This is a genomic window from Streptomyces albus subsp. albus, from assembly GCF_000719865.1.
In the GTDB taxonomy this organism is placed as follows: domain Bacteria; phylum Actinomycetota; class Actinomycetes; order Streptomycetales; family Streptomycetaceae; genus Streptomyces; species Streptomyces albus_E.
Window position 1 is genome coordinate 84,832 of record NZ_JOID01000023.1, and the last position, 13,153, is coordinate 97,984.

The following is a 13,153-nucleotide window of genomic DNA, read 5'->3' on the forward strand; positions in this document are numbered from 1 at the left end:
GTCCGCCCCGGCGGCCGGGACGGTGGGGCCGAGTCCATCGCGCCGCCCGCTGCTTCGCCGCCTCCCGCTTCCCCCTCCCGCCGTCCGCTGAACTGCCGCCCGTCGGACGCGCATCCCGCTTGCCGGGCCCGTCCCGCGCGGTCAGCCGGCCACGCGCTCGAAGACCGCCGCCAGGCCCTGGCCGCCGCCGATGCACATCGTCTCCAGGCCGTAGCGGGCCTCGCGGCGGCGCATCTCGTGGGCCAGGGTGGCCAGGATGCGGGCGCCCGTGGCGCCGACCGGGTGGCCGAGGGAGATGCCCGAGCCGTTGACGTTGATGCGCTGCTCGTGATCGGCCTCCGTCAGGCCCATCTCACGGGTGACGGCGAGCGCCTGGGCGGCGAAGGCCTCGTTCAGCTCGATCAGATCCATGTCCCGGAGGTCCAGGCCCGCGCGGCCGAGCGCCGCCCGTGTCGCCGGGACCGGCCCGATGCCCATCGTCCCGGCCGGAACGCCCGCCCGGGCGAACGAGACCAGCCGGACCACCGGGGCCAGGCCCAGCCGTTCCGCCGTCTCCGCGCTCGTCACGAGACAGGCCGCCGCCGCGTCGTTCTGGCCGCTGGCGTTGCCGGCCGTGACGGTTGCCTCCGGGTCCGCCTTGCGCATGATCGGCTTCAGCTTGGCGAGCTGCTCGGCGGTGGTGTCGGGGCGCGGGTGCTCGTCGGTGGAGATCACCGTCTCGCCCTTGCGGGTCCTCACCGTCACCGGCACGATCTCGTCCTTGAACAGGCCCGTCTCCATCGCCCGGGTGGCCCGCCGCTGGGAGCGGAGGGCCAGGGCGTCCTGGTCCTCGCGGCTGATGGCGTACTCGCGGCGCAGGTTCTCGGCCGTCTCGATCATGCCGCCCGGCACCGGGTGGTTGACGCCACCCGCGGTGACCCGGCCGCGCGCCAGGGAGTCGTGCAGTTCCAGGCCCGGCCCCTTGATGCCCCAGCGGGCGTCGTGGGTGTAGAAGGGCGCGGCGCTCATCACGTCCACGCCGCCGGCGATGACGACGTCGCTGAAACCGGCCCGGATCTGCATGGCCGCGTCGAGGACGGCCTGGAGGCCCGAGCCGCAGCGGCGGTCGATCTGTGTGCCCGTCACCGAGACGGGCAGCCCGGCGTCGAGGGCGGCCACCCGGCCGATCGCGGGGGCGTCGGAGGTCGGGTAGGCATGCCCGAGGATCACCTCGTCGACCCGCTCCGGGTCGACGCCGGTCCGCCGTACCACCTCGGCGACGACGTGCGCGGCCAGTCCGGCGGCGCGCAGCCCCGACAGGCCGCCGCCGAACCGCCCGATGGGAGTGCGCAGGGGCTCGCAGATGACGACGTCGGAGGACTGTCCGGGCATGTCGGGGGCCTTTCCGGGGAGAGGGCAAACGTAGACCCGAGCCTTCCACTCCGGACTGTTCCGGTCCAATATCCGATCCGGGAGAGATTAGGACGCCGGCCGTATCAATCTGTTTTCACGAGGGCGATGCCGAGCCGCAACGCTCAAGCACCCCCCGGAGGAGCCGCTGCCCGGGCCCGGCGAGCGGCGGTCCTGTTCTCAGCCGGGCGCGGCCGCGTCGCCGTCCGGGCCCGGCGGGGTCGGCAGGGCCTCCTCCGCCACCGCCAGCACGCTGCGCAGCGCCGCCGACGGGTTGTCCGTACGCCAGGCCAGCGCCGACCGCAGCCGCACCGGCGGCCCGTCCAGCGGCCGGTGCACCAGGCCCGTCTGCTGGATGTGCAAGCAGGACGAGAGCGTGAGCGTCACCCCGACCCCGGCCGCCACCAGCGCCAGGATCGTGTACGAATCCGGCGCCTCCTGCACGATCCGGGGCCGGAAACCGGCCTCCTCGCAGACCTGCACGGTCGCGTCCCGCAGCGTGGAACCGGCGTTCGCCGGAAAGCTGACGAAGGGCTCGGCGGCCAGATCGGCCACCGCGATCCGCTCGCGCTCCGCCAGCGGATGGTCCGAGGGGAGCGCGCACAGCAGCTCCTCCTCGCCGATGAAGCGCGAGGCGATGCCTGGCCGGTTCACCGGCAGCCGGACGAAGCCCAGGTCCAGCGAGCCGTCGGCGACCCGGTCGAGGGCCACATTGGCGTAGGTCTGGCCCTTCATGACGAGCTCGATGCCCGGGTGCGCGGCCCGCACCGCCCGGGTCAGCAGCGGCAGCGTGGCATGGGACGAGGCGCCGGCGAAGCCGACCGTCACCCGCCCGTACTCGCCCTCCCCGGCCGCCCTGGCGACCCGCACGGCGATGTCGAGATCGTCGAGGACCGTCCGCACCGGCTTGAGGAAGGACTCCCCGGCGCTGGTGAGCCGCACCGAGCGGGTGCTGCGTTCGAAGAGCCGCACGCCCAGCTCCCGCTCCAGTTGCCGGATCTGCTGGCTGAGCGGCGGCTGCGCCATCCGCAGCCGCTTGGCGGCACGGCCGAAGTGCAGCTCCTCGGCCACGGCCACGAAGGAGACCAGATGGCGCAGTTCCACGGTTCGCCCCGCTCCGCTCCGGGGCGCGTGCACGGGGGTGCGCGGCCCTCCGCTGCCCGCCCGGTCCGGGCGGCCGACGGCCGCCTCTCGGCCGGACGTCTCCATGGGAGCCTAATTGGGTCCGGATCCGTAATGGATGCCGGCCCGGTGAGGCGCCGGCCACGGACCCCCGCACGGACCCCCCGCACGGAACTCTCCGCACGGAACTCTCCGCACGGAAACCTCTGCCCGGAACTCCTCCGCCCGCGGACCCCGGACCCGCCGAACCCCGCACGTCACCCCCGCCCCGGTGGTCTTCCGGGGCCCGGAACGGGGCACAAGCACCCGGTGACCCTGATCGACTGGATTTTCGCCCTTTTCGGGCTGGGGGCCCTGCTCGCCGCCGTCCTCCCGCGCGCTGTGGCCCGTCTCCCGCTGTCCATGCCCATGGTGTTCCTCGGCGGAGGGCTGCTGCTCTACCTGCTCCCGTACGTCCTGCCGCTGTCCCTGCCCGCACCCGACCCGGTCGCCCACCGCGGCTGGGTGGAGCACGCCACCGAGATCTGCGTGATCATCTCGCTGATGGGCGCCGGGCTCGCGATCAACCGGCCCTTCGGACTCCGCACCTGGGCCACCACCTGGCGCCTGCTCGGCATCACCATGCCGCTCACCATCGGGGCCGTGGCCCTCGCCGGATGGCTGCTGCTCGGCTGGCCGCCGGCCGTGGCCCTGCTGATCGGAGCCGTCCTCGCGCCCACCGACCCCGTGCTCGCCGCCGAGGTGCGGGTGGGCGAGCCCACCGACGCCGAGCACGACGAGGACGAGGTGCGCTTCGGGCTCACCAGCGAGGCCGGGCTCAACGACGGACTGGCCTTCCCCTTCGTCGGCGCGGCCGTCGCCCTGGCCGCCGCCGCGGGCACCGGCTGGTCCACCGGCTGGATCGGCCACTGGGCGCTCGTCGACGTCCTCTACAAGTGCGTCGTCGGCGTCCTCTGCGGCCTGGCCGCCGGGCGGCTGCTCGGGTGGATGTTCTTCCGCGCCGGCCCCCGGGCCCTCCGGCTCTCCGAGCACAAGGAGGGCTTCGTCGCCCTCGGCGCGACCTTCCTGTCCTACGGGGTCACCGAAGTCCTGCACGGCTACGGCTTCCTCGCCGTCTTCGTCACCGCCGGCGCCATCCGCGCCGCCGAGCGGGCCCACGGCTACCACAACGTCCTGCACGACTTCATCGAGCAGATCGAGCGGCTCTTCACCGTCATCCTGCTGTTCCTGCTGGGCGGCTTCGTCGCCCTCGGCGGCCTGGCCCCGCTCACCTGGCAGGGCGCCGCCATCGGCCTGCTCCTGCTGCTGGTGATCCGCCCGGCCGCCGGCTGGCTCGGCCAGGCGCGGGGCGGGGCCTGCGCCCGGGAACGCGGCCTGACGGCGTTCTTCGGCATCCGCGGCATCGGCTCGCTGTTCTACCTCGCCTACGCGCTGGGGGAGGGGGAGTTCGCCGGTGTCGCGGCCGGAGAGCTGTGGGCGGTGGTGACCTTCACGGTCGTGGCCTCCGTCGTCCTCCACGGCATCGCGGTCACCCCGCTGATCACCCGCTTCGACCGCCTGCTGCGCCACCGCGCGCGCTCCGCGACGGGCAAGTTGCGCCCCTCCGCGGGGGGATGACGCCGCGGTCGGGGTGTGTCCGCGGGGAGACGGTGCCGCGGCGGGGGTCCGTCCGCTGGGAGACGACGCCGCGGCGGGAGTGTGTCCGGCTGGGGATGGTACCGCGGTCGGGGCCCGTCGCCGGGAGACGATGCCGAGGCGGGGAGCCCTCACCGCCGGCCGGTGCACAGCCGCGCGGGGCGGGACCGATGAGCCGGTCCCGCCCCGCGCCGCCCCACCGCGCACACGGCGCGGCGGGTACGCCCGCCGCCCTACACCCGGGCCGCGGACAGCGCGTTCACGATGTCGTCCACGCGCGCCCGGGCGTCGCCGAAGAGCATCCGGCTGTTCTCGCGGAAGAACAGCGGGTTCTGCACACCCGCGTACCCCGTGGCCATGGAGCGCTTGAAGACGATGACGTTCTCCGCCTCCCACACCCGCAGCACGGGCATGCCCGCGATCGGGCTGTTCGCGTCCTCCAGGGCGGCCGGGTTCACCGTGTCGTTGGCACCGATGACGAGCACCACCGACGTGGCGGCGAAGTCGTCGTTGATCTCGTCCATCTCCAGGACGATGTCGTACGGCACGTTCGCCTCGGCCAGCAGCACGTTCATGTGGCCCGGCAGCCGCCCGGCGACCGGGTGGATCCCGAACCGGACGTCCACGCCCTGCTCGCGCAGAGCGCGGGTCAGGTCGGCCACCCGCTGCTGCGCCTGCGCGACGGCCATGCCGTACCCCGGAGTGATGATCACCGACGAGGCCTCGCGCAGCAGTTCGGCGGTCTCCTCGGCGGTGACCTCGCGGTGCTCGCCCTGCTCGGCGTCCGAGGCCGCGGCCGGCGCCTCGACGCCGAAGCCGCCGGCGATCACCGAGAGGAAGGAGCGGTTCATCGCCTGGCACATGATGTACGACAGGTAGGCGCCGGAGGACCCGACCAGCGCACCGGTGACGATGAGCAGGTCGTTGTCGAGCAGGAAGCCCGACGCGGCGGCGGCCCAGCCCGAGTAGCTGTTGAGCATGGACACCACCACCGGCATGTCACCGCCGCCGATGGAGGCCACCAGGTGCCAGCCGAGGGCCAGGGCGAGCGCCGTGACCGCGACCAGCAGACCGATGTGCGGCTCCATGACGAAGACCACGGTCAGGACGGCGAAGGCCAGCAGCGCGCCGAGGTTGAGCGCGTTCCGGCCGGGGAGCATCAGCGGGCTGGACTTGATCCGCGCGGACAGCTTCAGGAAGGCGACGATGGAGCCGGTGAACGTCACGCCCCCGATGAAGACGCCGATGAACACCTCGGCGTGGTGGATGCCGAGGAGCGTGCCGGTCAGCCCGCCGTCCTCCCCGGAGTGGTCCGCGACCTCGAGATAGCCGTTCCAGCCGACGAGCACGGCGGCCAGACCGACGAAGCTGTGCAGCAGGGCGATGAGTTCCGGCATGGCGGTCATCTCGACGATCCGGGCCCGCCACAGCCCGATCAGCGCGCCGATCAGCATGGCGGCGGCCAGCAGGGCGGCGCCGGTGCCGGAGATGCTCTGCGAGGCGAGCGCGATGGTGGCGGCCAGGGCCACCGCCATCCCGGAGATACCCATGACGACGCCCGAGCGGGCGGTCTCGTGCTTGGAGAGTCCGGCCAGGCTGAGGATGAACAGCAGGGCGGAGACGATGTAGGCGGCCTGCGCGGCCGTGGTGACGGTCATGAGGCCTCAGTCCTTGGAGAACATGCCGAGCATGCGGCGGGTGACCGCGAAGCCACCGAAGATGTTGATGCTCGCCAGCAGGACCGCGGCGAACGACAGTACGGTCACGACGGTGTTCCCGTGCCCGATCTGGAGCAGGGCGCCGACGACGATGATCCCGGAGATCGCGTTGGTCACCGACATCAGCGGCGTGTGCAGCGCGTGGTGCACGCTGCCGATGACGTAGTAGCCGATCACGATGGCCAGCACGAACACCGTGAAGTTACCGGCGAGCTGGCTCGGCGAGACCGCCGTCAGCAGGAACAGGCCCAGCGCGACCAGACCACCGAGCGCCAGCTTGCGGCTCTGCGGCATCGGCTGCTTGCGCTTGCTCTCCGCCGTGGGCGTCGCACCCTCCGCCGGCTTCGGCTGCGCGGCCGGGGCGGCGGACACCTGCACCGGCGGTGGCGGCCACGTCTTCTCTCCCGCGCGGACCACCGTCATCGACCGCTGCACCACGTCGTCGAAGTCCAGGACGACCTGACCGTCCTTGCCCGGCGTCAGCAGCTTCATCAGGTTGACGATGTTGGTTCCGTAGAGCTGCGAGGCCTGCGCGGGCAGCCGGCCCGGCAGATCCGTGTAGCCGATGATCGTCACGCCGTTGTCCGTCACGACCACCTCGCCCGCGACGGAGCCCGCGACATTGCCGCCCTGCGCGGCGGCCATGTCGACGATCACGCTGCCCGGCCGCATGCTCGCCACGTGCTCGGCCGTCAGCAGCCGGGGCGCCGGGCGGCCGGGGATGAGCGCCGTGGTGATGACGATGTCGACCTCGGCGGCCTGCTCCGCGTAGATCTCCGCGGCGCGCCGGTCGTAGTCCTCGGACGTCGCCTTGGCGTAGCCGTCGGCGCTCGCCTCCTGCTCGACCTCCACGGCGAGGAAATCCCCGCCCAGCGAGCGCACCTGGTCCGCGACCTCCGGACGCGGGTCCGTCGCCCGGACGACCGCGCCGAGGCCCTTGGCGGCGCCGATCGCCGCCAGCCCGGCCACGCCCGCACCGGCCACCAGCACCTTGGCCGGCGGCACCTTGCCCGCCGCCGTCACCTGGCCGGTGAAGAACCGGCCGAACCGGTGGGCCGCCTCGATAACCGCGCGGTAGCCGGCGATGTTGGCCATCGAGCTCAGCACGTCCAGCGACTGGGCCCGGGAGATGCGCGGCACCGCGTCCATCGCCAGGACGGTGATCGAACGCTGCGTGAGCGTCTCGACGAGCTCCGGGCGCAGAGCGGGGCCGATCAGGCCGATCAGCGTCGCGTCGTCCCGCAGCAGGCCGACCTCCTCCGGAGCCGGTGGATCGACCTTCAGGACGACATCGGACCGCCAGGCATCCTCACGGCTGCCTATCTTCGCGCCGGCCTGCGCGTACAACTCGTCCGCGAAATCCGACCGCTGACCGGCACCCGACTCGACCAGGACGTCGTAGCCGAGGCTGATCAGCCGGCGCACGGTGTCCGGGGTCGCGGCGACCCGCGTCTCCCCTGTGGCCGACTCCGCGACCACACCGAGCCGTTGGACCATCGATCCGACCTCTTTCTGTGACGTTCCTCCGGGTCCTCCCCGGTGCGGTTGCACTCGAGTGGCCGGAGGGATGTGTGATGAGATCCGCGTTGTCCGTCGTGATGGCCGGATGTCGTCCTTGACAAAGGCCCTGGCAGCTTCGCGCCGAGCAGGCCCTCACTTGGCGGATCCGGACAGCGGAACCTACTGACGGGTCACGAGCGAGGGCAGGCTAGCCCGGTGATCTCGCACGGGGCAAGGGAGCGCCGGGGGCCGGAACAGGCGCACACCAGGGTGTTCCGATCTCTGTGAGCGGCCACAGAGCGGGTCGTGCGGGGAAGGGCCAACCGGCCCATGTGGCAGGACTCACGGCCGGACCGACCGCAGAATGAGACACCGGGAAGGACGGACCGCCCCGAACCGGACGGCCCGCTTCCGGGACCGTTTCCCTGCCGAAGCGCCGGGTATCCGGACAAGCCCGGCGGGCTTCCGGTTCGGCCGATCGGTTGACTGACCGTCTGTCTGTTCGCTGCCCGTCCGGCGGGTTCCGCAGGATGTGCCGGACGCCGGACGCCGGACGCCGGACGCCGGACGCCGGACGCCGGACGCCGGACGGCCGGGAGCGCACGGGAGTGCCGGGCGCACCGCCCGGTCATCCGGCCGTTCGGACCGCTCGGGCCGCTGGAGCGGCTGGGCTGCCCGACTGCCGGACTGCCGGACTGCCGGACCGCCCGGATCCCGCCCGCCGACCGTACGCCCGCCGACCGAGCCGGAGCCGCCATGCCGCCGTCCACCGCACCCGAGCCCACCACCTCCGCCGCACCTCGGCGGGCCGGCACGGCGGAGCGGCTGCGCTTCACCGCCGAGGTCCTGCTGCCGCTCCTCTCCACAGGAGTGATCAAACGGCGGCCCCGCGGCATGGCCCTCGCCGAGCGTCTCCAGCTCGACCGCCGGAGTATCGCGTCCCTCCGCCGGCTCCGCGAACGGCACGGCGACGGCCCGCTGCCGATGCGCCTGGCCGGCCGCCCCTTGCTGCTCCTCCTCGACCCGGGTGACGTGCGCCGCGTACTCGACGGGACGCCGCGGCCGTTCAGCCCGGCCTCCTGGGAGAAGCGGGGCGCGCTCTCCCAGTTCCAGCCGCACGGTTCGCTGATCACCCGGGGAACGGAGCGCGCGTCCCGGCGGCGCCTCAACGAGGAGGCGCTGGAGATCCACCGGCCGCTGCACCATCTCGCCCCTGCCGTCGTCCGCGCCGTGCGCGAGGAGGCCCGCCTCCTGGCCGACCGGGGAGCCGTCACCGGGCAACTGGCCTGGGACGCGTTCGCGGTGAGCTGGTGGCGCACGGTACGGCGCACCGTCCTGGGCGACGCCGCGCGCGACGACCACCGGCTCACCGGCGAACTGGGGCGGCTCCGCGAGGCGGCCAACTGGTCCGTCCTGCTGCCCCGGCGGCGCGCGCTGCGCGCCCGCTTCCTGGACCATCTGCGGCAGCGGGCGGAGGCGGCCGGCCCGGACACCCTCGCGGCGGCGGCCCTCGCGCACGCGGAGGAGCAGGGCTCCGATCCGCTGAGCCAGATCGCGCACTGGCTGTTCGCCTTCGACGCGGCGGGCATGACCGTCCTCCGCACCCTCGCGCTGCTCGCCACCCACCCCGAGGAGGGCGGACGCGCTCGGGACGAGATCGCCGGCACCGACCCGGGCGGGCCGCGGACGCTGCCGTTCCTGCGAGCCTGCGTACTGGACACCGTCCGGCTCTGGCCGACGACCCCCGCCGTGCTGCGGCAGACCACCGAGGATGTCGAGTGGCGCGGACGGACCGTGCCGGCCCGCACCACCGTCCTCGCCCACGCCCCGTACTTCCACCGGGGCGACCCGTATGCCCCGTACGCCGACCGGTTCAGCCCGGACATGTGGCTCGACGGCCGTGCCCGGGCCGACCCGGCGCTCATCCCCTTCAGCGGTGGCCCGGGGGTCTGCCCCGGGGAGAACATCGTGCTGCTGCACACCAGTACCTGGCTGGCGGCGATGCTGGGGGAAGGGCTCGTGTACCAGCTGGTGTCACGGCTCCGCCCGGAGCCGGGGCGACCGCTCCCGGCGACGTTCAACCCGTTCGGCGTGCGGTTCGCCGTCCACTGACCGGCGGAGGGTTGACGGCCCACCGCCACCCGGGTGTCCCCGTCCCCGCCGCGCCGCGCCACGCTTCTCGAGCATGGCGAGAATCCAACGGCCGCGGAACGCCCTTCGGCCAACCTGGGATCGAACTTCGGCAATTGATTGTTGCGCGCCAGAAAACTGTCTAACGTCTGTGCCCCAACTCCCCCCACAGGAGGCACACGATGCGCGTCAGATCCCTCTTGGCGGCTGTGGCCGGCAGCCTGCTGCTCTTCCTCACGGGCATCTCCGCCCCCTCACCGGCGTCGGCCGCATCGCTGGTGGAGGTGACCAACTTCGGCAGCAACCCCGGCAACCTGCGGATGCACCTGTATGTGCCGGACTCCCTCCCCGACCGGCCGGCGGTCGTCGTGGCCATGCACGGCTGCGGCGGGTCCGGGCCGGGCTTCCACCAGTCGGGCGGGTTCGGACAGCTGGCCGACCGTCACGGATTCATCGTCGTCTACCCGACCGCGACGAAGCAGACGGCGATGTCCAACTGCTTCGACGTGTGGTCCGACGCGTCCAAGCGCCGCGGCGGCGGCAGCGATCCGGCCTCGATCGTCTCGATGGTCGGCCACGCGCAGGAGCGCTACAACGGCGACCCGGAGCGGGTCTTCGTCACCGGCAGTTCCTCCGGCGGCATGGAGACCAACACCCTCCTCGCCCTCTATCCGGACGTGTTCGCGGCCGGAACCGTGTTCATGGGCGTCCCGTTCACCTGCTTCGCCAACGAGGCCGACTTCCCGCCCATGACCAGCAAGTGCGTCAACGGCAACATGCGCCGGACCCCGCAGGAGTGGGGTGACGCGGTGCGGCGGGCGTACCCGGAGCACACCGGCGACCGCCCCCGCGTGCAGCTCTGGCACGGCACCAACGACACGCTCATCCCCTTCCAGCTCCTGGAGGAGGAAATGAAGCAGTGGACCAACGTGTTCGGGCTGAGCACCACGCCGACCTCCACCGACCAGCCGCAGCCGAACTGGTCGCGCCAGCGCTTCGCCGACACGGCCGGTGAGGTGAAGGTGGAATCCATCAGCGTCCAAGGCGCCGGGCACAGCTTGCCGATGGGCGGCATGGCCGAGTCGGCCGTCGAATTCTTCGGTATCTCCGGTTGAGGGACCGGGGGTGGAAGCGGCTGCCCGCTCCGCTCGGCGGGAGCGGAGCGGGCAGCCGGACCGGGGCGCGCCACATCATCTTTCGCCCCGGGCATTTCCCTGAGCGGGCTGGGCGGTTACCTTTCTGGGAGCGCTCCCACAGCTCTGGTCCGGCGGCATTCCGTCCCCCACGCGCGCCGGATCTCCACCCCCCGAAGGGAGAGGCACCACCCATGAAGCGATCCCTGAGAACCTGGCGCGCGAACGAAGGCGGCGACTCCGGAACCGGAACCCGGAGCGGCCTGTGGCGCAGGCTCTCACTGTTCGGCCTGCTGGTCGCCCTGCCCGTCCTTCTTCTGGCGGTGTTCACGGGCGGCTCGGGCGACTCCGGCGGCGCCGGTGAGAAGACCGCCGCCGAGGGCGCACGGTCCGCGGCCGAGGCCCGGACCGGGACCGAACCCGGCGGGAAGTCCGGCGAGCAGCCCGGCGGCGGCGGAAACGGCGAGCACACCGATCACGGGGAACAGGCCGAGCCCGCGGACGGCAAGGCACAGGACGCCGGCCACGAGGGCCACTCCGCGAGCGCGGGCGGGAAGTGCGCCGCGAAGGTGAAGATCACTGCCAAGGGTGACGACTACCGCGCCAAGGTGACGGTGACGAACTCCGGTGAGACGGAGATCGGCAATTGGATGGTGCACTCGTCCATCTCGCCCGACGCGAACATCGAGAAGCACTGGCGCACGGTGCTGAGCGGCTACGGCCTCGCCGTCGCCTTCGGCAACACCGACAGGAACGGGACGCTGGAGCCCGGCGAGTCGACCACGTTCGGCTTCTACGTCAAGAACGGCACTCCGCCGCCGGCCGAGGCCAACGTCTGCTACGTGCACTGAGGTTGTGCCGTCGTGCCGTCGTGCCGTCGTGCCGCCGTGCCGCCGTGCGACGAGGCGGGACCGGGGCGGGACCGGGGCGGGACCGGGAGCGCCGGTGCCGCCCCGTCATTGGGTTCCGCCCTGGTCGTCCGGCTTCGGCAGGCGTTGCTCGTGGTCGGCGACGGTCAGCGACGGTCTGGTCAGTTCTCCGAGCTGGTGCCCGAGGGCGGTACCTCGACGACGAAGAACAAGAAGGTGGGTTTGGTCGAAAGGCCACGGAAGCCGTCGGGGAACAGTTCACGGGCGGCAGGATGGGGCTGGGGCTCGCTGATGACGGAAAGGCGGAATCCGGCGGTGGTGAAGGCGTCGGCCATCGCGTGCAGCGGCCTGCGCCAGAACTTCATCGGGACGGACTGTCCGTTGATCGTCCAGTCGAAGGCGTAATCGGTGGCAGCGAAATAGTCCGGCCGGGGATCCTGAATCGTATAGGCCACGAAAGGGTGGTCCACTGATGCGAGCAGCCGCCCGCCGGGCTTGAGTACGCGCCGCAACTCGACCAGCGTGGGGCCCCAGTCCTCCAGGTAGTGCAGCACCAGCGATGCGACTACGTCGTCGAACGCGGCGTCGGCGAACGGCAGGCGGTCGCGCAGATCGGCCACGTGCAGGGCTGCGTTGTCGCCGAGTCGCCGCCTGGCCAGCGCCACCATCTCGGCGCTGGCGTCGATGCCGGTGACGGCCGCACCGCGGTCGCGCAGTGCGGCGGACAGGGGGCCCGACCCGCAGCCTGCGTCCAGGATCCGACGGTCGGTCACGTCTCCGGCCAGGGCCAACATCGCGGGCCGCTCGTAGTGCGCGTTCACGAGGTTGTTCTCGGTTTCCGCCGAGTAGGCCTCGGCGAAGCTGTCGTAGTCGTTCGCCCGGGTCGGATCCGCAGGCGGCTGGGCGAGGCGGTCGGGCACATCGGTTACACGCTTCATCGCCGCAGCCTAGGACCCGGCCTCAGCCCACACCGCAGCCCAGTGGTCACATGTGCGCCAGACAGCGCCTCCGGCGCCGGGTGGGCGGCGCGGTGGTGGTGGCGGGTGCGTCGCGGTCCGGCGGGGGTTTTGGGGTGGGGGTTCCGGCATCCGTGCCGGGGGTTGGCCCGTGGTCGGTCGTCTATCCGGGGCCTTATGCCGCCGGGGTCGGTTCGAAACGCGATGGCGTGGCTGGTGCCGGTGACTGGTGGCGGTTGATCACCGGCGTGATGACGCCCCGGAGGGGACGCGTGTCGCGTCGTGCCCCGACACGCGTCGGTGTTCTTCTGCTGTCCCGTCGTCATGGCGGGCTGACGGTGGTGGCGGTGGTGGCGGTGGTGGCGGTGGTGAGCGGCTGTCGTGGGCTGCCGCGACGGGGGCCGCTGCAGTTGGGGGCGGGGCGCCGGGGATCTTCGGCCAGGGTTGGGGCGGGGCTTTCCCGGCGACCGATTCATGGCGGTCGGCGGGGCGGTCACGGGCGAGCGCATCGGTACCGATGGGCAGCTTCGAGGCACAGCCGCCGACGCTGTCGGGCGTTCGGGCCGTCGTGGCGGGCTACCGCCGGCAGGCGTGCAGGGGGGGTGTGGTGTGGGTCGGGGGTGGAGTTCCCGGGTCCGGTTTCGGTCACTCGTTCGGGTGGTTCCAGCCCGTGGACCTGGATGTATTACCGTCCGTGACGG

Annotated in this window: 9 protein-coding genes; 4 read left to right on the forward strand and 5 right to left on the reverse strand. The window is 72.5% G+C overall.

The genetic code is table 11. The features are described 5' to 3' along the window. Positions 1-141: 141 nt before the first annotated feature. Together IF83_RS0122720 and IF83_RS0122725 are read right to left on the reverse strand one after the other, a co-directional pair. Positions 142-1,371, reverse strand: a complete 1,230-nt coding sequence (locus IF83_RS0122720; RefSeq protein WP_030547038.1) for an acetyl-CoA C-acetyltransferase — start codon at positions 1,369-1,371, stop codon at positions 142-144. 198 nt (positions 1,372-1,569) lie between these two features. Then, positions 1,570-2,493 carry a LysR family transcriptional regulator gene (locus IF83_RS0122725; RefSeq protein WP_030547039.1) on the reverse strand — a complete coding sequence of 308 codons (924 nt, stop codon included), beginning with the start codon at positions 2,491-2,493 and terminating at the stop codon, positions 1,570-1,572. A gap of 327 nt (positions 2,494-2,820) precedes the next feature. On the opposite strand from IF83_RS0122725, the gene IF83_RS0122730 reads away from it, so the two are divergent. Further along, positions 2,821-4,128: a cation:proton antiporter gene (locus IF83_RS0122730; protein ID WP_030547041.1), complete on the forward strand. Its 1,308-nt coding sequence runs from the start codon at positions 2,821-2,823 to the stop codon at positions 4,126-4,128. A 251-nt stretch (positions 4,129-4,379) separates the two neighbouring features. On the opposite strand, the gene pntB is transcribed toward IF83_RS0122730, so the two are convergent. Together pntB and IF83_RS0122740 are read right to left on the reverse strand one after the other, a co-directional pair. After that, on the reverse strand, positions 4,380-5,804 hold the full coding sequence (gene pntB / locus IF83_RS0122735) for a Re/Si-specific NAD(P)(+) transhydrogenase subunit beta (protein ID WP_030547043.1): 1,425 nt from the start codon (positions 5,802-5,804) through the stop codon (positions 4,380-4,382). Positions 5,805-5,810: 6 nt separating this feature from the next. Next, the gene (locus tag IF83_RS0122740) at positions 5,811-7,361 is read right to left on the reverse strand and encodes a Re/Si-specific NAD(P)(+) transhydrogenase subunit alpha (RefSeq protein ID WP_030547045.1); all 1,551 of its coding nucleotides are present in this window, start codon (positions 7,359-7,361) and stop codon (positions 5,811-5,813) included. Between the two features lie 759 nt (positions 7,362-8,120). On the opposite strand from IF83_RS0122740, the gene IF83_RS0122745 reads away from it, so the two are divergent. The 3 genes from IF83_RS0122745 to IF83_RS0122755 all read left to right on the forward strand — a co-directional run bounded on the left by IF83_RS0122745 (position 8,121) and on the right by IF83_RS0122755 (position 11,478). Beyond that, positions 8,121-9,476, forward strand: a complete 1,356-nt coding sequence (locus tag IF83_RS0122745) for a cytochrome P450 (protein ID WP_030547047.1) — start codon at positions 8,121-8,123, stop codon at positions 9,474-9,476. A 200-nt stretch (positions 9,477-9,676) separates the two neighbouring features. Next, positions 9,677-10,609: an extracellular catalytic domain type 1 short-chain-length polyhydroxyalkanoate depolymerase gene (locus IF83_RS0122750; RefSeq protein ID WP_030547049.1), complete on the forward strand. Its 933-nt coding sequence runs from the start codon at positions 9,677-9,679 to the stop codon at positions 10,607-10,609. Between the two features lie 212 nt (positions 10,610-10,821). Then, the gene (locus tag IF83_RS0122755; RefSeq protein ID WP_030547051.1) at positions 10,822-11,478 is read left to right on the forward strand and encodes a cellulose binding domain-containing protein; all 657 of its coding nucleotides are present in this window, start codon (positions 10,822-10,824) and stop codon (positions 11,476-11,478) included. Positions 11,479-11,657: 179 nt separating this feature from the next. Here the strand turns inward: IF83_RS0122755 and IF83_RS0122760 are convergent, their stop codons facing one another. Continuing rightward, complete coding sequence (locus IF83_RS0122760) at positions 11,658-12,434, reverse strand: class I SAM-dependent methyltransferase (protein WP_030547053.1); 777 nt, start codon at positions 12,432-12,434, stop codon at positions 11,658-11,660. Between the last annotated feature and the right edge of the window lie 719 nt (positions 12,435-13,153).

Coding starts and splice junctions, on each gene's coding strand:
- IF83_RS0122760 (WP_030547053.1), bottom strand. CDS start 12,434: ATGAAGCGTGTAACCGATGTGCCCGACCGCCTCGCCCAGCCGCCTGCG.
- IF83_RS0122750 (WP_030547049.1), top strand. CDS start 9,677: ATGCGCGTCAGATCCCTCTTGGCGGCTGTGGCCGGCAGCCTGCTGCTC.
- IF83_RS0122740 (WP_030547045.1), bottom strand. CDS start 7,361: ATGGTCCAACGGCTCGGTGTGGTCGCGGAGTCGGCCACAGGGGAGACG.
- IF83_RS0122755 (WP_030547051.1), top strand. CDS start 10,822: ATGAAGCGATCCCTGAGAACCTGGCGCGCGAACGAAGGCGGCGACTCC.
- IF83_RS0122745 (WP_030547047.1), top strand. CDS start 8,121: ATGCCGCCGTCCACCGCACCCGAGCCCACCACCTCCGCCGCACCTCGG.
- IF83_RS0122720 (WP_030547038.1), bottom strand. CDS start 1,371: ATGCCCGGACAGTCCTCCGACGTCGTCATCTGCGAGCCCCTGCGCACT.
- pntB (WP_030547043.1), bottom strand. CDS start 5,804: ATGACCGTCACCACGGCCGCGCAGGCCGCCTACATCGTCTCCGCCCTG.